General features: G+C 70.6%; 13 protein-coding genes. 9 read left to right on the top strand and 4 right to left on the bottom strand.

What is annotated here, in order from left to right:
* The first annotated feature begins 155 nt into the window (after positions 1 to 155).
* Both lpdA and sucB read left to right on the top strand, forming a co-directional pair.
* Entirely contained in the window at positions 156 to 1,538 is a 1,383-nt protein-coding gene (gene lpdA, locus CcI156_RS17255) for a dihydrolipoyl dehydrogenase (protein WP_076806854.1), read from the top strand.
* Positions 1,539 to 1,680: 142 nt separating this feature from the next.
* Positions 1,681 to 3,162, top strand: a complete 1,482-nt coding sequence (gene sucB, locus CcI156_RS17250; RefSeq protein ID WP_076806851.1) for a 2-oxoglutarate dehydrogenase, E2 component, dihydrolipoamide succinyltransferase — start codon at positions 1,681 to 1,683, stop codon at positions 3,160 to 3,162.
* Positions 3,163 to 3,189: 27 nt separating this feature from the next.
* Here sucB and CcI156_RS17245 read toward each other — a convergent pair whose 3' ends face one another.
* Positions 3,190 to 4,998 carry a protein kinase gene (locus CcI156_RS17245; protein ID WP_232235027.1) on the bottom strand — a complete coding sequence of 603 codons (1,809 nt, stop codon included), beginning with the start codon at positions 4,996 to 4,998 and terminating at the stop codon, positions 3,190 to 3,192.
* Between the two features lie 135 nt (positions 4,999 to 5,133).
* On the opposite strand from CcI156_RS17245, the gene CcI156_RS17240 reads away from it, so the two are divergent.
* The 4 genes from CcI156_RS17240 (at position 5,134) to CcI156_RS17225 (ending at position 8,372) form a co-directional block, all read left to right on the top strand.
* Positions 5,134 to 5,868 (top strand): peptidase E, encoded by a 735-nt coding sequence (locus tag CcI156_RS17240; RefSeq protein ID WP_023841807.1) that lies wholly within the window; start codon positions 5,134 to 5,136, stop codon positions 5,866 to 5,868.
* Between the two features lie 158 nt (positions 5,869 to 6,026).
* Positions 6,027 to 7,028: a lipoyl synthase gene (gene lipA / locus CcI156_RS17235; protein ID WP_076806849.1), complete on the top strand. Its 1,002-nt coding sequence runs from the start codon at positions 6,027 to 6,029 to the stop codon at positions 7,026 to 7,028.
* A gap of 150 nt (positions 7,029 to 7,178) precedes the next feature.
* Positions 7,179 to 7,403, top strand: a complete 225-nt coding sequence (locus tag CcI156_RS17230) for a hypothetical protein (RefSeq protein ID WP_173645813.1) — start codon at positions 7,179 to 7,181, stop codon at positions 7,401 to 7,403.
* 102 nt (positions 7,404 to 7,505) lie between these two features.
* The gene (locus tag CcI156_RS17225) at positions 7,506 to 8,372 is read left to right on the top strand and encodes a DUF4191 domain-containing protein (protein WP_011437525.1); all 867 of its coding nucleotides are present in this window, start codon (positions 7,506 to 7,508) and stop codon (positions 8,370 to 8,372) included.
* 75 nt (positions 8,373 to 8,447) lie between these two features.
* Here CcI156_RS17225 and CcI156_RS17220 read toward each other — a convergent pair whose 3' ends face one another.
* Positions 8,448 to 8,927, bottom strand: coding sequence for an RDD family protein (locus tag CcI156_RS17220; RefSeq protein ID WP_082456814.1), 480 nt, complete (start codon positions 8,925 to 8,927; stop codon positions 8,448 to 8,450).
* A 182-nt stretch (positions 8,928 to 9,109) separates the two neighbouring features.
* Here CcI156_RS17220 and glnA point away from each other — a divergent pair, with 182 nt between their 5' ends.
* Both glnA and glnII read left to right on the top strand, forming a co-directional pair.
* Positions 9,110 to 10,534 carry a type I glutamate--ammonia ligase gene (gene glnA, locus CcI156_RS17215; RefSeq protein ID WP_076806848.1) on the top strand — a complete coding sequence of 475 codons (1,425 nt, stop codon included), beginning with the start codon at positions 9,110 to 9,112 and terminating at the stop codon, positions 10,532 to 10,534.
* Between the two features lie 728 nt (positions 10,535 to 11,262).
* Complete coding sequence (gene glnII, locus CcI156_RS17210; protein WP_011437528.1) at positions 11,263 to 12,324, top strand: glutamine synthetase GlnII; 1,062 nt, start codon at positions 11,263 to 11,265, stop codon at positions 12,322 to 12,324.
* A gap of 107 nt (positions 12,325 to 12,431) precedes the next feature.
* On the opposite strand, the gene CcI156_RS17205 is transcribed toward glnII, so the two are convergent.
* Positions 12,432 to 15,635, bottom strand: a complete 3,204-nt coding sequence (locus CcI156_RS17205) for a bifunctional [glutamine synthetase] adenylyltransferase/[glutamine synthetase]-adenylyl-L-tyrosine phosphorylase (RefSeq protein ID WP_076806846.1) — start codon at positions 15,633 to 15,635, stop codon at positions 12,432 to 12,434.
* Positions 15,632 to 16,990 carry a glutamine synthetase family protein gene (locus CcI156_RS17200; protein ID WP_011437530.1) on the bottom strand — a complete coding sequence of 453 codons (1,359 nt, stop codon included), beginning with the start codon at positions 16,988 to 16,990 and terminating at the stop codon, positions 15,632 to 15,634. The genes CcI156_RS17205 and CcI156_RS17200 overlap by 4 nt, the downstream gene beginning before the upstream one ends.
* A gap of 187 nt (positions 16,991 to 17,177) precedes the next feature.
* Here CcI156_RS17200 and CcI156_RS17195 point away from each other — a divergent pair, with 187 nt between their 5' ends.
* Positions 17,178 to 18,998 (top strand): NAD+ synthase, encoded by a 1,821-nt coding sequence (locus tag CcI156_RS17195; RefSeq protein ID WP_076806844.1) that lies wholly within the window; start codon positions 17,178 to 17,180, stop codon positions 18,996 to 18,998.
* Positions 18,999 to 19,024 lie beyond the last annotated feature (26 nt).

The following is a 19,024-nucleotide window of genomic DNA, read 5'->3' as shown; positions in this document are numbered from 1 at the left end:
TCCTGCTTCRGCTGCCGCGCTCAGCGGTGGGAACGCCGTCGGGGGCGGCGGCCAACCGCGTCACCGGCTTTGTCACTCGACGTAGCAGACGCTACTAGTAACGCTCTCGGCACCACCGGCAAGACCACAGGATTCAACGAGAAGGGACCCCTGGCGTGGCGAATTCAGCGGCCGGTCCCGTCGACCTGGTCATCCTCGGTGGCGGCAGCGGCGGATACGCCGCCGCGCTGCGCGCCGCGGAACTCGACCTGAGCGTCGTTCTGATCGAGAAGGACAAGCTCGGCGGCACCTGCCTGCACCGAGGTTGCATCCCGACCAAGGCGCTGCTGCATTCGGCGGAGATCGTTGACAACATCAACGAAAGCGAGGCCTTCGGGGTTCGCTCGACCCTCGACGGCATCGACATGGCCGCGGTCAACTCCTACAAGGACTCGGTCATCGCCGGGCTCTTCAAGGGGTTGACCGGCCTGATCAAGTCCCGGGGGATCGAGGTCGTCGAGGGATTCGGCCGGCTGGTCTCCCCGACCGCCGTGGCCGTCGGCGACCGGGTCATCGAGGGTCGGCACGTCCTGCTCGCGACCGGTTCCTATTCCAAGACCCTGCCCGGCCTGGACATCGACCACGACAAGGTCATCACCAGCGATGACGCCCTGACCCTCGACCATGTGCCGGCCTCCGCGGTGGTACTGGGCGCCGGGGCCATCGGATGCGAGTTCGCCTCCGTCTGGCGGTCCTACGGGGCCGAGGTGACCATCGTCGAGGCGCTGCCGCACCTCGTCCCGCTCGAGGACGAGTCCAGCTCCAAGCTGCTGGAGCGTGCCTTCCGCAAGCGCGGCATCAAGCAGCATCTCGGCGCGCGGTTCTCCGGGGTGAAGTCCACCGACCAGGGCGTGACGGTGTCCCTCGAGAACGGGACCACCATCGAGGCCGAACTGCTGCTCGTCGCGGTCGGTCGTGGACCGGTCTCGGAAGGTCTCGGCTACGAGGAGGTCGGCATCGCGACCGACCGCGGCTATGTGCTGGTCGACCGTCAGCTACGCACGAACATTCCGACCGTGTCCGCGCTGGGCGACCTGCGGCCCGGGCTCCAGCTCGCCCACGTCGGCTTCGCCGAGGGCATCTTCGTCGCCGAGCAGCTTGCCGGGCTGGGCCCGGTGCCGGTCGACTACGACAACGTTCCGCGGGTCACCTACTCCCACCCGGAGGTGGCCTCGGTCGGCCTGACCGCCGCGGTCGCCAGGGAGCGGTACGGCGAGATCAAGACGGTCACCTACAACCTGGCGGGCAACGGCAAGTCCCAGATCCTCAGGACCTCCGGTGCGGTCACTGTGATCGCGGTCCCCGATGGTCCGGTGGTGGGCGTGCACATGGTCGGCGACCGGGTCGGCGAGCTCATCGCCGAGGCTCAGCTCATCACCAACTGGGAKGCGTTCCCCGCCGAGGTCGCCCAGCTCATCYACCCGCATCCCACGCTGTCCGAGGCTCTCGGCGAGGCGCATCTGGCGCTGGCCGGCAAGCCCCTTCACGTCCACGGTTAGCGGGCACCGCCCTGGATCGTGCCTGCCCGTGCCACCCCCGCGGCCCGATCCGCCCAGGATTCAGGCCACGCCAAGCATGAGCGCCTCCGGCCGGCCGCCCGCGCGGTGCAGATGCCGGACGCGACAAAGGAGTCGTTCCAGCATGTCTGTATCTGTCACAATGCCCCGGCTCGGGGAGAGTGTCTCCGAGGGAACCGTCACGCGGTGGCTGAAGCAGGAGGGTGAACGCGTCGAGGCCGACGAGCCACTGCTCGAAGTCAGCACCGACAAGGTCGACACCGAGATCYCCGCCCCCGCCTCCGGTGTCGTCAGCTCGATCAAGGTCGCCGAGGATGAGACCGTCGAGGTCGGCGTCGAGCTCGCGGTGATCGACGACGGGTCCGCGGGTGGCGGCACCGCACCGGCGCAGGCCACGCAGGCGCCCGCCGCGCCGGAGCCGGAACCCGAACCGGCGCCGGAACCCGTGAAGCCGGCTGCCGCGGCACCGCCGCCTCCGCCCACTCCGACGCCCGCACCCGCGCCGACGCCCGCACCCGCGCCGACGCCCGCACCCGCGCCGACGCCCGCACCCGCGCCGACGCCCGCGCCGGCACCGGCGTTCGCTCGTCAGCCGGAGCTCACCCCGGTCCCGGCCCAGACCCCGGCCGCCGCCAACGGGAACGGCGGCGGCATCGGTCGCTACGTCACCCCGCTGGTGCGCAAGATGGCCGCCGAGCTCGGCGTGGACCTGGGAACCGTGGCGGGAACCGGGCCGGGTGGACGCGTCACCAAGCAGGACATCCAGGACGCCGCGCGGCCGCGGGACGCGGCTCCCGCGGCGCAGGAGACTCCCGCGACCCCCCCCACAGCCCCGACAGCCCCAGCCGTGGCGCCGACCGTGGCGCCGACCGGCGCTGCCCCCGTCCGCGGCCAGACCGAGAAGCTCTCCCGCCTGCGGGCGTTGGTCGCTCGCCGCATGGTCGAGTCGCTGCAGATCAGCGCGCAGCTCACCACCGTGGTGGAGGCCGACGTCACCCGGATCGCGCGGCTGCGGGACCGGGCGAAGAGYGGCTTCCAGGCTCGGGAGGGCATCAAGCTGTCATTCCTGCCGTTCTTCGCCTTGGCGACCTGTGCGGCGCTGCGTGAGTTCCCGCAGCTCAACTCCAGCATCGACGTCGAGGCGGGCACGGTCACCTACCACGGAGAGGAGAACCTCRGCATCGCCGTGGACTCCGAGCGTGGTCTGGTCGTGCCCGTCATCCACAACGCCGGCGATCTCAACCTCATCGGGCTGGCCCGCAAGATCGACGACCTGGCGAGCCGCACCCGGGCCAACCGAATCTCGCCCGACGAGCTCGGCGGCGGCACCTTCACCCTGACGAACACCGGCAGTCGAGGCGCCCTGTTCGACACGCCGATCATCAACCAGCCGCAGGTGGGCATCCTCGGCACCGGCATCGTGACGAAGAAGCCGGCCGTCGTCGACGATCCGGAGCTGGGCGAGATCATCGCGGTTCGTTCGACGGTGTACCTGTCCCTCACCTACGACCACCGCATCGTCGACGGTGCCGACGCGGCTCGCTTCCTGGCCTTCACCAAGCACCGGCTGGAAAACGGAGCCTTCGAAGCCGAACTCGGCCTGTAGCCCGGTCACGGCCGGCTGACCGTCCGGTCAGCCGGCCGTGACCGGGACGTTCTCCGAGACCCGCCAACCGGAGCCGGTACGGATCAGGGTGAGGTCACGCCGTTCCGGCGACTTCGCCGCCTGATGCGCCAGCACCTTCCCCCCGGCGTCGAGGAAGTCGTAGGCGTTCAGGCGTTGGGTGACCCGCAGCACGGTGCGGTCCGGTTCCTCGACCCGGACCTTGAGATCGAGGATGTCGCTGCGCAGTGCCGAGGCATGCGCCCCCCTCGCGACCACCTGCCTCATCAGCGCGATATCCGAAGCGTGCAACTCACTACCCGCGGCATCAGACTCCGTCAGGAGGCTCTCGTCAGCCCGCTCGAACGCACGGCTGCGCGCGGTGTTCAACTCGGCGAGTACCGAACGCCAGACCTGCTCGGGCGACTGATTGGCGACCGGCGACGCCGTCGGTCCCCGCCCGGCCGCGGAGGCTGCACCGGTTGGTGGCACGGACGTCCCGGCCGCGCCGGGTGCATCGTCCTTCTCCGGGCTGGCCAGCAGCAACGCGACGGCCGCCACGACCACCAGCAGGCCCAGCCCGGCGGTCACCGGGAACAGCAAGCGCTGGCGGCGGGCTCCCACCCGACGCGGTCGGCGCGCGGAGGTCGGCCGGGTGCTCCGGCCCGGGGAGCCGAGGCCCCCCGGGGGCCTCGCGGGACCCGGGGAGCCCGAGGCGGTCGTGTGCCCGCGCGGACCTCGCTGCGTCCCCTGGCCGCTTCCGGTGGATCCGCCGGAACGCGGTGACCGCGGCCCCGGAGCAGCCGCACCCGGGGTGGCCGACCCCTTGCCCCCGGAGCCCCGACCGCCACCGCGGGCGGCCTTCCGAGGGTTGGTCGTCGCACGGGTCGATCGTCGGGGCGGTGGCGGCAACGAGTCGAGCAGCTCCGCGGCGTTGACGGCCGTCGCTCCGGTGATGGCCCGGTCGGGCGGGGCCGGATCGTCGGGCGGGTCCACCCAGGGGATCGCCGGCAGGGTGTCGGTCGGCGAGGGACCGCGCCGCGCCGCGCCACCCGGCTCGCCGCCGCCCACCTCGCCGCCGCCCACCTCGCCGCCGCCCGCCAGGCGGACCGGGAGCGGAGTCGCGCTGCGGGCCAGCGACGCGGCGAGTTCCAGGGCGCTCGGTCGCCGACGCGGGTCGTCGATCATGGCGGTCGCCACCGCCACCGCCACCGCGGCCGCGTCTGGCCCGGTGGCCTCACGCATCGCCCCGAGCAGCAGAGTGGCCAGGTCATGGACGTCCGCGGACGCGGCCTCGGGTGGAATCGGATCCGGTCTGGCGGCGTCGGCCAGCGCCGCGACCCCGAGCCCGATCAGAACCGGACGACCGTTCGGCTCCAACAGGATGTCCGCACGCTCGAGCCGGCCATGCACGACGCCGACGGCGTGCGCGGCGGCCAGGGCCTGCGCGATCGGCAGACCGATCGTGACGACCTCACCGGGGTCCAGGTCCCCGCGGGCGGCGAGCAGCCGCGCGAGGCTGACACCGCCGACGACCGGCTCGGTGATCAACGCCAGGCCCTCCGCGGTCGGCAACACCGCCACGACCGGCACCAGATGGGGATGCTCCAGGTCCACGAGGGCCCGGGCCGCGATGACCGCCGCGGAACGCAGCACCGGGTCCGGCGCCAACCGCACCCGCCGCACCACGCACTCGATTCCGGACTGGTCGAACTGACCCGACCAGAGCTCTCCAGAGCCGGCGTCCCGCAGGCGGGAACGCATGCTCACCCCCGGGACCTCGGGTACGCCGCCGACGCGCCGGGCCGGCCTGTCCGCGGAATCGTCGGTGAAGGTCACAAGAAGCGACGCTAGGCTCAAACCGGTCCGGTCTGCCTACCTCTTCGTCCGGTTGTGGATAACTTTTTACGATCCACCGCGGGGTATGCGATCGACGACCGTCACATGCGACAGCCTTCAGAGAGCGACGAACCCGTGCAGATCCTCGCCACCAGCGGTGGCTTCCTTCCGGACGGCCGCTACGGAGCCAAGGTCGGTCCCATCCTCCATCACGCCATCAGTCTGTCCGCGGCGGGCGCACGGCCCCGGGTCTGCCTGCTGCAGACCGCCCTGGGCGACGACCAGGCCGCCTACGCCCGCGGGTACGCGGCGTTCAACCGCGACCGGCCCGACGTGCTGCTCTCCCATCTCACGCTGTTCCCGATGCCGAACATCGCCGACATCCGCGCCCATCTGCTGGCGCAGGACGTCGTCTGGGTCGGCGGGGGCAGCGTCGCCAACCTGCTCGCGGTCTGGGCCGTGCACGGGCTCGGTGAGATCTTCCGAGAGGCGTGGGAGGCGGGGGTCGTGCTCGGTGGAGTCTCCGCCGGTTCACTGTGCTGGCATGTGGGCGGCACCACCGACTCCTTCGGCCCGGCTCTCCGCCCGGTGACGAACGGCCTCGGCCTGCTGCCCTTCAGCAACACCCCGCACTACGACTCGGAGGCCAGCCGGCGGCCGCTGTTCCAGCGGCTGGTCGCCGAGGGCACGCTGCCGGCCGGATGGGCGACCGACGACGGAGTGGGTCTGCACTTCCACGGCACCGATCTCGTCGAGGCGGTGGCCGACCGGCCCGGGGTGCACGCCTGGCGGGTCGAACGCGGTCCGGACGGCACCGCCGTGGAGACCGCGGTGGTGCCCCGCCTGCTACCCGCGGTGCCCCGCGACTGAGCCGGCAGGCTTATGATTGTGGATGTTCTCGGCTTTCCGCGGCCTCCCACCGCGAAGCATGGGACAGACAGCGCTTCCTCGCCAAAATCCGCTTGGCCGCGGAGCCTCCCCTCCTTCGAACCGGTCGCCGAGCAAGCTGAGCAGATGGAGCTGGTGGTATGACCGCCGTCGCCCCCGAGGGTCGCCCGCTGCTGCGCATCGAGGCCCGTAATGCGCAGACGCCGATCGAACGCAAGCCATCGTGGATCAGGACTCGGCTGCGCACCGGTCCGCAGTACCAGGACGTCAAGGGGCTGGTCCAATCGGCCGGGCTGCACACGGTGTGCGAGGAAGCCGGCTGTCCCAACATCTACGAATGCTGGGAGGACCGCGAGGCGACCTTCCTGATCGGCGGGGAGGTCTGCACCCGCCGCTGCGACTTCTGCCAGATCGACTCCGGGCGGCCTGCCCCGCTCGACCATGACGAGCCGCGCCGGGTGGCGGAGTCCGTCGCCACCATGGGCCTGCGGTACGCGACGGTCACCGGAGTCGCTCGGGACGACCTCGCGGACGGCGGCTCGTGGCTGTACGCGGAGACGGTCCGCCAGATCCACGCACGCTCGGCCGATACCGGCGTGGAGGTCCTGATCCCGGACTTCGGCGGCCGGCCCGACCAGTTGGGCGAGGTGTTCGAGGCGGCGCCCGAGGTACTCGCCCACAACCTCGAAACCGTACCCCGGATCTTCAGGCGGATCCGGCCGGCGTTCCGGTACGAGCGCTCACTCGACGTGCTGCGCCAGGCCCGCCAGGCCGGGCTGGTCACGAAGTCGAACCTCATCCTGGGTCTGGGTGAGACGGCGGAGGAGATCCACACGGCCCTGCGGGATCTGCGGTCGGCGGGGTGTGAGCTGCTCACCGTGACCCAGTACCTGCGCCCGACGCCGCGGCACCATCCGGTCGAGCGGTGGGTGCGGCCGGAGGAGTTCCTCGACTGGGGACGTGTCGGCGCGGAGCTCGGGTTCTCCGGGGTGATGTCCGGTCCGCTCGTCCKGTCTTCCTACCGGGCCAGCCGCCTCTACCAGCAAGCGATGACGGCACGTGACCAGGACCGCAGCGAAATGTCCGTTCCCCCGGAAAGTGTGTCGGAGAACTCTCACGGGCAACGGCCGAGTCCGTGGTGACCATTCCTCGAAGCGGCTAGAATTAGCTTAGCGTTACCCCATCGTTACATGGGGGTCATCCTCTTCGCCCATCATCGAGGTGTGTGCCCACGACCGTGCCGGGAGGTCGTTCCCATCGTGCTCCGTTCACTGCTCAGCGTTCTCGAAGAAGTGACCCTGCTGCTGCTGCCGCACGGAGGTCAGAAGACCGCGCGTCGTAACGCCTGGCGGGCGGCCACCGATCTGCACGTGACGACCGGCTATCGATGGATGGATACCACCGTGCCGCTTTCGGTCACGTCGGTCACGCCCGCGCCACCCCGAGTCACCACCCCGGGCCGCCGCCCCGCGTCCGCGCGCGGTCGCCGCCCAGCCCTGATCCGCGTCACGCCCTGATCACGCCCGACAGTCAGATCCGCCGGACTTCCCGCCGGCCAACGGCGATCAGCGGGCGCGGGACGAGCATGCCGCTGGCCAGGAGGCCGTAGGCTCGCGGTCATGGCACTGAAGAAGAAGCCGACGGACGCCCCGGGGCCGGCGGCCCCTGGGGCGGCGGGGAAGGACCAGTCGGCGGGCGCAGCCGACAAGAACGGCGCGGCTGGCAGACGCGGCACCAATCCTGGCGCCGCGGGGAAGACCCCCGGTGCGGCCGGCAAGGGTGGCGCGGCCGGTCGGAACGGCCGCAGCGGCGAGGCGGGACCGGGAAAGGGATTCACCACTCGGGTCGCCCAACTCCGGATGATCTACAAGGTCACCCGGCAACGCGATCCCCGGGCGCTCTGGATCACCCTGGCGGGCTTCCTCGCTCCGGTCGCCGTCGGCATTGTGCCCGCAATCTTCGTCGGTCCGCTGTACCTGTGGATTCCGATCGCCCTTCTGCTCGGGGTGGTCGTCTCCCTGAACCTGTTCAGCCGGCGGGTGCAGCGGACCGCCTACGCCGAGATGGAAGGCAAACCGGGCGCCGCCGCCGGAGTGATCGAACGGATGCGGGGAGAGTGGCGCCTCACCCCCGCCGTCGGCGTCAACCGGCATCAGGATGTGGTGCACCGTGTCGTCTGCCGGGCCGGGGTCGTGATCATCGCGGAGGGTCACGGGCGTGGCCCGCGGGAACTGCTCGCCGCCGAGAAGCGCCGGATCCGCAAGGCGGTCGGCGACACGCCGGTGACCGACATCATCATCGGTACCAGTGAGGGGGAGACTCCCCTACCCAAGCTGCAGAGCACCCTGATGCGGCTGCGGCGCACCCTGCGCCGCAGCGAGGTCGATGCCCTTGACCGTCGCCTGCGGGCGATGGGCGGCGCGGCGCTGCCGATCCCGAAGGGACCGATCCCCCGCAACATCCCGCGCGGCGGCCGCATCCGATAGCGCCGCCGCCAGGCGTGGTCCGCTGTGCGGCCCACGGTGGCCCACCCCGAAGCCCCGAAGTGGAGGGGATCCGCGCTACTTCTCGGGGCCGGGCTTCTCGGGGTCGCGCACCACCACGGTCCCGGCGGCGCGATCGTGAAGGCCGCGTAGGTCACGGTCCCAGATGAACACCGGGATGAACAGGCCCAGCAGAACGGTACGCACGACGATCCACGGCCAGGACTGCCGACCGCAGTCACGCAGCCGGATCACGCGGATGCCGGCCAGCCGCATGCCGATCGTCTGACCGGCCGTACCGACGAGGATCAGCTCCTCGAGCAGGAAGAGCGCGTAGATCGCGAGGCCACGCGCGTCTGCGGCGTAGCTCAGTCCGACGATGTACAGCACGCCGACGATCAGGTTCGCGACGACCGCGTCCACGAGGTAGGCCAGCAGACGCGGGCCGAACCCGACCACGGATCCTCGGCCGTCCCGCGGCAACCCGAGGCGTACCCCGGGCGGGGTGTCCCGTGGCAGACCTGGCCCGTCAAGCCAGCCTCCAAGTGCTCGTCCCACGACGCAAGCTTATGTGGCACCGCAACATGCACCCAACTCATCACGTTGAGTGATGAAGTGGGTTTCGGTAACGCTACGGAAACCATCCCGTGATGTCGTACACCGATGACCTGGTGACCGGAGACACGCCAACATGGCGTAACCTGTGGGCCTAAGAAGCGTGACGCGATGCTGGAGGACGAATGTTCACAAAAGCAGAAGACGTGCTTCGCTATATCCGGGACGAAGACGTTCAGTTCATCGATGTCAGGTTCTGCGATCTTCCCGGGATCATGCAGCACTTCACCATCCCGACCCAGGTCTTCGCGGAGTCGGTGTTCACCGAAGGCCTGATGTTCGACGGCTCGTCGATCCGCGGCTTCCAGGCCATCCACGAGTCCGACATGCTGCTGCTACCGGACCCGCACACCGCTTTCGTGGACCCCTTCCGCGAGCACAAGACCCTCGCCATGACGTTCTTCATCCATGACCCGATCACCAAGGAACAGTACTCCCGGGACCCGCGCAACATCGCCAAGAAGGCGGAGGCCTATCTCCGGGGCACCGGCGTCGCGGACACCGCGTATTTCGGTCCGGAGGCKGAGTTCTACATCTTCGACGATGTCCGTTATGACTACAACCCCTACGGGTCGATGCACCAGGTCGACTCGGTCGAGGCCGCCTGGAACACCGCCCGGAAGGAAGAGGGCGGAAACCTCGGGTACAAGCCGAGGTTCAAGGGCGGCTACTTCCCGGTGCCGCCCACGGACCACTTCACCGACCTGCGTTCCGAGATGACCCGGGTGCTCTACGAGACGGGTATCACCGTCGAGATGCAGCACCACGAGGTCGGCACCGCGGGCCAGGCGGAGATCGACATCAGGTACGACACGCTCCTGAAGACCGCCGACAACCTGATGCTCTACAAGTACGTCATCCGCAACGTCGCCCGCGRCCGCGGCAAGACCGTCACCTTCATGCCGAAGCCGCTGTTCGAGGACAACRGATCCGGTATGCACGTCCACTCCAGCCTGTGGAAGGACGGGGAGCCACTCTTCTACAGCCCGAACGGGTACGGCGGTCTCTCGGACACCGCCCGCTACTACATCGGGGGGCTGCTGCACCACGCCCCGGCGCTGCTGGCCTTCACCAACCCCACCACGAACTCCTACCGTCGGCTCGTGCCCGGCTACGAGGCACCCGTCAACCTGGTCTACTCGGCCCGCAACCGGTCAGCGTGCTGCCGCATCCCGCTCAGCGGTGACTCGCCGAAGGCCAAGCGGGTCGAGTTCCGCGTGCCGGATCCGAGCTGCAACCCGTATCTCGCCTTCGCCGCGATTCTGATGGCGGGACTCGACGGCGTGCGGAACAAGATTGATCCGCCGGACCCGATCGACAAGGATCTCTACGACCTCCCGCCGGACGAGTTGGCCGCGGTTCCCCAGGTCCCGGGTTCGCTGGAGAAGGTGYTCGATGCGCTGGAGGCGGACAACGAGTTCCTGCGGGAGGGCGACGTCTTCACCGCGGATCTGATCGAGACCTGGCTGGACTACAAGCGGGTCAACGAGGTCGACGCCATCCGCCTGCGGCCGCATCCATACGAGTTCACCCTCTACTACGACATCTGACGCCCAGCCGTAAGGTTCCGGCCATTGACCCATCGCCGGGCCTCGGGCGATCCGGCGGGCACCGAGGCGGTGACCGCGACCGGGTCCCGGACAGGTGCGGCACCGGTGAACCGCGGGGGTCGGTCACGCTCTTGAGGCGGGGAGCCCTGATTGACCCCTGCGGTTCGTCTGGGCCTTCGCCGCGGCGCCAGAAGGCCTCTTCGAGCCGGGGACGCGTGCGGAAACCAGGTCCCGCCGCCACCTCCGGGCGGAGACCGGCCGAAGGTCCGCCGCTGTCCACCAAGCGCCGGCGAGCGCCGGAAAGATCGCGAACAGGAGATGCCCGGACCCTTTCCCGGGATACCAGGCGAAACCCCGAACCCACATTGAAAATTAGTATACCAATTCCCCGAGGCCCTACTTCGACGACGTCGGAGGCGGGCCTCACGTATATGCGGAACGGCGCGGTCCAKAATACCGGCCATCTCCCTCCGCCGCCCGCCGGGACACCACGACACAAAAGCGGAGTCGGGGACCCCGAAAATCCCGGACGGMAGCCGGCCCCGATCGCCCAGAGCCAGCCTTTCGTGACATAGCAGAGACCAAAAATTAACAATCGCGGAACAGGAAGGTAACTGGGCACGACAAGGCTCCGGTCGAACCCTCCCGTCATTCGCGGCCTGGGTCGGCTGGCCAGGCCGATCACGAAGTCGCTCCGTAACGTGCAGGATCAACCACGGGGAGTATGAGTGAGTTATCAGGCCGAGTACATCTGGATCGACGGCACCGAGCCCGAGCCGCTGATGCGCAGCAAGACCCGCATCATCAGGGACGGTAAGGAACCGGAGATCTGGGGCTTCGACGGCTCGAGCACCAACCAGGCGCCCGGATCGAACTCGGACTGCGTGCTGCGGCCCGTCTTCGTCACGCCCGACCCGCTGCGGGGTGGCGACAACCTCCTGGTGCTCTGCGAGGTCGAGCTGACCGACTTCACGCCGCACCCGACGAACACCCGGGCCGCCGCCCGGACCGTCGCCGAGAAGTACGCCGACATGACGCCGATGTTCGGCATCGAGCAGGAGTACACCTTCTTCAAGGACGGCCGTCCCTACGGCTGGCCGGAGGTCGGCTACCCCGCGCCGCAGGGACCGTACTACTGTGGCGTCGGCGGCTCGAAGATGCCCGGCCGCCAGATCGTCGAGAGGCACGCGCAGGCCTGCCTCGACGCCGGTCTCGCCATCGAGGGCACCAACGCCGAGGTCATGATGGGCCAGTGGGAGTTCCAGATCGGCGTGCTCCCCGCCCCGGCGATCGGCGACCAGATCTGGTTGGGCCGCTGGCTGCTCCACCGGATCGCCGAGGACTACGGCGTCGAGGTGTCGTTCGCCGCCAAGCCGATCCCGGGCGACTGGAACGGCGCCGGCGCGCACACCAACTTCTCCACCAGGCAGACGATGGAGGGCTGGGACGCCATCGTCGCCTGCTGCGAGGCGCTCGGCACCCGGGTGCTGGAGCACGTGACCCACTACGGTCACGGCATCCAGGACCGGCTGACCGGTAAGCACGAGACAGCTCCGTGGAACAAGTTCTCCTGGGGCGCCTCCGACCGCGGCGCGTCGATCCGCATTCCGTGGGCTGTCGAGAAGGCCAAGAAGGGCTGGCTGGAAGACCGCCGCCCGAACGCGAACATGGACCCGTACCTGGTCTCCGCGCTCATGATCGACACCTGCTGCAGCGCCTTGGCCGGCGACAAGCCGACGCTGTTCGTGCCGTCCCAGACCACCCCGACCCCGGCCGAGGCGACCGTCTGACGAACGGTCACCATCCCGGAGTACAGGCGGCCGTGGCGGTGCTCCCGACGACACGACCGCCTGCCGCCCGGTCTTACGGTGGCGCGGTTCCGGCACCACCGGACGTACTAGCCGAAATCCGCGGTCCGCTCGCGCGCGAACACCTCCTCGACGACGGCGCGGGCCAGCRCCGCCGACCGGCGGTGCTCGGCGACGAGCTCGCCGGCCCGGTCGGAGGGGTATCCCGCCGCGCTCGCCATCGCCTCCAGACCGGGCGGGCGGTCGGGGACGACGTCCGGACGCGGCCAGCCGGCCAGCGTGCTCGCGTTGCGGATGCGGGAGGCGGACATCCAGGCCGCGCGCAGGATCTCCGCCTCGCTCGCGTCGAGCAGACCGGCGACGACCGCGGCCCCCAGGCCTTCGAGCGTCGACGTCGTGCGCAGCGTGGGAATCTGCCGGCCGTGGCGCAACTGGAGGATCTGCACCGCCCATTCCACGTCGGTCAGCCCCCCGGGGCCGAACTTCAGGTGCAGCGTACGATCGACTCCCCGTGGGATCCGTTCCCGCTCCATCCGCCCGCGCAGGCGGATGATCTCGTCCAGGGCGCCCGCGGGAAGYGTGGTCGGGTAACGCACCATGTCCGCCAGCCGGCAGAACCGGTAGGCGAGCCCGGGATCACCGGCCAGGGGCTCCGCCCGCAGCAGCGCCTGCGACTCCCACTCCTGCGACCACCGTTGGTAGTAGGCCGCGTACGCCTCCAGCGTGCGCGAGGCCGGGCCGCTGCGCCCCTCCGGACGCAGCGCCGTGTCCAGGCGCAGCGCCGGATCGGGTCCGGGAACGGCCAGCAGCCGGTGCAGCTCACCGACCACCTCGGCGACGGCCCTGCTCGCCCGGTCCGCCGACGCTCCTGGCCTGGCCTCGTGCACGAACAGCACGTCGGCGTCGCTGCCGTAGGACATCTCCGCGCCGCCGAGCCGGCCCATCGCGATCATCGAGATCCGCGCCGGCAACGACTCCGGGTCACCTCCGGCGACCCTGCGCTCGGCGACGAGCAGGGACGCGGCAATGGTGGCGGCCGCGGCGTCCGCCAGCGCCCGGCCCACGGCTGCGACGTCCTGCAGGCCGAGCAGGTCCGCGCAGGCGACCCGGACCAGTTCGACGCGGCGCACCGCCCGGGCCCGCCCGACGGCCTCCTCCCAGTCGGGGTTGCGGTGGGCGATCGCCACCATGGTCCGGACCAGTGCCTCCCGCGGCACCGGGACGAGATCGTCCTCGGTGCGCAGCAGCCGCACCGACTCCGGCGCACGGGCCATCAGGTCCGCCACGTACCGGCTGGTCGCGAGCACCCGGGCGAGCCGGTACGCGGCGCCGGCAGAGTCCCGCAGCAGCCGCATATACCACGGGGTACGCCCGAGTGCCTCGCTGACCCGCCGATAGGCCAGCAGCCCGGCGTCGGGATCGGGGGCGTCGGCGAAGGTGGGCAGCATCGTCGGCAACAGGTGGCGTTGGATCGCGGCCGTCCGGCTCACCCCGCTGGTCAGCGCCTCGATATGGCGCAACGACCGGTCCGGCGCGGCGAAGCCGAGCGCGGCCAGCCGGTCGGCCGCCTCCTGGGGGGTGAGGCGGATCTCCTCCGTCGACAGGCGGGCGACCGCCTCCAGCAACGGCTGGTAGAAGAGCTTCTCGTGCAGCGATCGGACGGATCGGACCACCCGAGCGTGGGCCTCCTCGAACGCCTCCGCCGTGCGCAACCCCATCGACCGGGCCAGCCAGCGCAGCTCGGTGGAATCCCGGGGCAGCGTGTGCACCCGGCGCAGCCGTTGCAGCTGAAGGCGGTGCTCGGCGTTACGGAGAAAACGGTAGGCGTCGGCGAGCCCGGCCGCGTCGCGCCGACCGACGTAGCCGCCGCGGGCCAGACCGTCGATGGCGCCCAGGGTGGAGGCGACCCGCAGCTTGGCATCCACCCGGCCGTGGACGAGTTGCAGCAGCTGGACGGCGAACTCGACGTCGCGCAGGCCGCCCGGGCCCAGCTTGAGATTGCGCTCCGCCTCCGCGCGGGACAGTGTCGACTCCACCCTGCGCCGCATCGCCCGCACGTCGGCCACGAAGCCGGGACGGGAGGCCGCCGTCCACACCATGGGCGCGACCATCGCGCAGAACTCGGCGCCCAACGCCAGGTCTCCCGCGATCGGGCGGRCCTTGAGTAACGCCTGGAACTCCCAGGTCCGGGCCCAGCGACGGTAGTAGGCGTGGTGGCTGGCGAGCGTGCGGACCAGGGCACCGTCCCGGCCCTCCGGGCGAAGCCCCACATCAACCTGGAACAGCGCACCGGCAGCGGTGACGGTGCCGGCGGCCCGGACCAGCCCCTCCGCCAGCCGCGTCGCCGCCGTCAGTACCGCCGGCCCGGCCGGTTCCGCCCCGCTCTTCCCCCCGTTCGCCGTACCGTTCGCCGCATCGCGCGGTGCCGTCGGCTCGGCGACGAACACAACATCGACGTCGCTGACGTAGTTCAGTTCCCGWCCGCCGCACTTGCCCATGCCGATCACGGCGAGCCGGACCGGGGGCAGCCGCGGGTCGAGCCCGRCACGGGCGACCGCCAGCGCCGCGTCCAGCGCGAATCCTGCCAGATCGGCGAGTTCGGCCGTGGCCTCGTCGAGTGGCACCGCGCCGGTCAGGTCCCGCGCCGCGAGGACCAGCAGCGCCCTGCGGTACGCGATCCGCAGGGCGTCGAGGATCTGGGGACCGTCGCCCGCCGCCCGGGGCGCCGGATCGTCCTGATCCGCGCCGACCGCGCGCAGCAGACCCGCCCGCACGCTCGCCGCATCCGGCGGGGTGGTGACCACCTCGTCGGCTTCCAGGATGCGCCAGTCCGCCGGATGGCGGGCAAGATGATCGCCAAGCGCGATGCTCGCGCCGAGCACGGCGGCGAGCCGGTCCCGCAGCCCCTCGTGGCGGGCCAGCGCGCCGACGAGGGCCGCGCCCCCGGCCGGGCCGAGGGCGTCCACGAGCCGGTCCAGCGCGGCGAGAGCCCGGTCCGGATCGGCCGCGGCCGCCAGCGAGCCGGCCACGACATTGGCCTCGAGCCGTTCCTCGCGCACGATTCCCACGGTGGCGGGACCGGGCAGGACATCCCTGCCGGCGGTGGGCGGCTGGACGGCCGGAGTGAGCAGGCCGAGGCGGCGCATCGTCGTCTCGACCCGGTCGACGTCGGTGAAGCCGAGCCGCGCGAGCTGCGCGGCGACCGAACTCCCCCGCGGATGGGCCGGGACCGATCCCGCCCCGACTGGTCCCGGCCCGACCGTGGGGGGCCGGGTGCCGGTCCGCCCGGTCATAGCACCGGCAGGTACCGGTCGATCTCGAACGGGGTCACCTGCCGACGGTATTCCAGCCACTCGGCCCGCTTGTTCCGCAGGAAGAAGTCGAACAACTCGTCGCCGAGGGTCTCCCGCACAAGCGCGGAATGCTCCATCACCTTGACCGCCTCGGCGAGCGAGCCGGGCAGGGCGGTGATCCCGCGCTCACGGCGCTGCGTGTCGGTGAGCGTCCAGACATCGTCCGCCGAAGCCGGTGGCAGCTCATAACCGCCCTGGACACCCCGCAGGCCGGCTGCCAGCACCAGGGCGAAGGTGAGATACGGGTTGCACGCGCTGTCCGGCAGCCGGAACTCCACCCGGGTGGCGTTGGATTTGTGGAGCTTGTAGAGCGGAACCCGCACGAGCGCCGAACGGTTGTTGTGGCCCCAGCACACATAGGCCGGCGCCTCCAGCACCTCGCCGACCCGCTGGTCGCCGATGAGCCGCTTGTAGGAGTTCACCCACTGGTTGGTCACCGCGGTGATTTCGGCGGCGTGCGCGAGGAGCCCGGCGATGAAGGCCTTCGCCACCTTGGACAGCTGATAGTCGTCGGTCGGGTCGTGAAAGGCGTTACGGTCGCCCTCGAAAAGGCTCAGATGGGTGTGCATCCCCGACCCGGCCTGGTTACCGAACGGCTTGGGCATGAAGGTGGCGTAAATACCCTGCCGCAACGCCACCTCCCTGACCACCTGGCGGAAGGTCATGATGTTGTCGGCGATGGTGAGGGCGTCGGCGTAGCGAAGATCGATCTCCTGCTGGCCGGGGGCCACCTCGTGGTGGCTGAACTCCACCGAGATGCCCAGCCGTTCGAGCATGCTGATGGCCTGTTGCCGGAAATCATGGCTGATGTCATTGGGGGTCAGGTCGAAGTAGCCTGATTCGTCCACCGGCGGGGGCACCGGGCCACCCCGCTTCGGCGGCTCCCTGAGCAGGAAGAACTCGATCTCCGGATGGGTGTAGAACGTGAACCCCGCGTCGGCCGCCCTGGCCAGCGCGCTCCGCAGCACCCAGCGCGAGTCGGCGGCGGCGGGCGTGCCGTCCGGCATCACGAGGTCGCAGAACATCCGGGCCGTAAGCGGATGTTCACCGCGCCAGGGAAGCACCTGGAAGGTGGAGGGGTCGGGCCGGGCCAGCATGTCGGCCTCGTGTACCCGCGCAAAGCCCTCAATGGCGGATCCGTCGAAACCGATACCCTCCGCCAGCGCCCCCTCCAGCTCCGCGGGGGCGATCTCCACCGACTTCAGGTACCCGAGTACGTCGGTGAACCAGAGCCGAACGAAGCGGATGTCCCGCTCCTCCAGAGTCCGGAGAACGAACTCCTGCTGTTTGTCCATAGTGCCTCCGCGCTGAGGATGTGGACTCGACGATACGGGCCACCCGATGTGCTTATCCCGACCCTAGCGACTACATCCGTTCATCGCCGTGATGTTGCCTGGTAGCAACCCGTCCGCCAACGGCGTGTTACCTACCCCCCCGACACGGGACCTAACGGCCCACGCCGCGACCACCTACGCTGCAACCATGGCCCAGCTGCGGATCGCCCTCGCCCAGGTGGACACGACCGTCGGGGACCTCGCCGGTAACGCCGACCTGGTCAGCACCTGGACGAAACGGGCCGTCGCCGACGGCGCTCATCTGATCGCCTTCGGTGAACTCACGTTGACCGGCTATCCGCCGGAGGACCTCGTCCTGCGCCGCTCCTTCGTCGCCGCGAGCCAGCGGGCGCTGGTAGCTCTGGCCCGCCGGCTGGCCGAGGAGGGGTGTGGCGAGATCGCCGTCGTCGTCGGCTACCTCGACGCATCCGCGCAACCCGCGCCGAATGTGGGACGCCCGGCCGGTGAACCGCAGAACGCCGCCGCGGTGCTCTGGGGCGGCGAGGTCGTCGCACGTTACGCCAAGCATCACCTGCCGAACTACGGCGTCTTCGACGAGTTCCGCTACTTCGTGCCCGGCATGGCCTTTCCGGTGCTGCGGCTGCACGGGATCGACGTGGGCCTGACGATCTGCGAGGACCTGTGGCAGCAGGGCGGGCCGATCACCGTGGCCCGCCGGTCCGGGGTCGGCCTCGTCCTGTGCATCAACGGCTCCCCTTACGAGCAGGGGAAGTCCTTCCAGCGCGACGCCCTGTGTGCCGGGCGCGCCCGGGAGGCCGCGGCCGCCCTGGCCTACGTCAACCTTGTCGGCGGGCAGGACGAGCTGGTCTTCGACGGGGACTCCCTCGTCGTCGACGCCGCGGGGGAACTCGTCGCGCGGGCGCCGGTCTTCAGCGAGGCGCTGCTGATCACCGACCTGGACCTGCCCGCGRCCGGTTCCGGCCCGGCGCGGGCGGTGTCCGGGGCCGTTGACGCCGGGGCCGTTGACGCCGGGGCCGTTGACGCCGAGGACGGCACGACGATGACGGTGACGCGCACGGTACTGGCCGCCGARCCGCTGGCACCGTTCGCCCCCCTGCCGCCGGTCGTCGCCGACCGCCCCGAGCCCGCCGGGGAGCTGTACACCGCGCTGGTCACCGCCACCCGCGACTACATCCGTAAGAACGGCTTCTCCTCGGTGGCGCTCGGGCTGTCCGGCGGTATCGACTCCGCGCTCRTCGCGACCATCGCGGTCGACGCGATCGGCGCCGACGCCGTCCACACTGTCGCCCTGCCCTCGGGCTACTCGTCGGGGCATTCGGTGACCGACGCCGCCGAACTCGCCCGCCGCCAGGGCACGCGGCACGCCGTGGTGCCCATCGAGCCGATCGCCGCCGCGTTCCGCGCCGCCGCCGCCGCCCTCGGCGGGTTGCACGGCCTCGCGGACGAGAACCTGCAGGCCCGGGTACGCGGAACGCTGCTCATGGCGTTGTCGAACCARCATGGGCACCTGATCCTCACCACCGGCAACAAAAGCGAGCTGGCAACGGGGTTCTCCACCCTCTACGGAGACAGCGCCGGCGGCTACGCCCCCATCAAGGACGTCTCGAAGACCCGCGTCTGGGGGCTGGCGCGCTGGCGCAACGCCGCCGCGGAGAAGCGTGGCGAGGTGCCACCCATTCCCGAGGAGATCATCGTCAAGGCGCCGTCCGCCGAGCTCGCCCCGGGTCAGCTCGACTCCGACCGGCTGCCCGACTACGGCATCCTCGATCCCGTCCTGGACGACTACGTCAGCCACGACCGGGGCCGGGCCGAGCTGATCGCGGCCGGGCACGATCCGGCCGTGGTGGACAAGGTGATCCGGCTCGTCGACCTCGCCGAGTACAAGCGCCGCCAGAACCCGCCCGGGCCGAAGGTGACCTCCAAGGCGTTCGGCCGCGACCGCCGACTGCCGATCACCTCCCGCTGGCGCGAGAACCCGCCGGCCTGACCAGCCGCGCGGGCCGGGGCCAGCCG

It is taken from the genome of Frankia sp. CcI156 (assembly GCF_001983015.1).
Taxonomy (GTDB): domain Bacteria; phylum Actinomycetota; class Actinomycetes; order Frankiales; family Frankiaceae; genus Frankia; species Frankia casuarinae.
Note: the sequence above shows the minus strand (reverse complement) of the source record. Positions and strands in the feature narration are given on the sequence as shown.

Bases quoted from the DNA above. Each gene is read 5' to 3' on its own strand.
- CcI156_RS17200 (WP_011437530.1), bottom strand. From the start codon at position 16,990: ATGGACAAACAGCAGGAGTTCGTTCTCCGGACTCTGGAGGAGCGGGAC.
- CcI156_RS17225 (WP_011437525.1), top strand. From the start codon at position 7,506: ATGGCACTGAAGAAGAAGCCGACGGACGCCCCGGGGCCGGCGGCCCCT.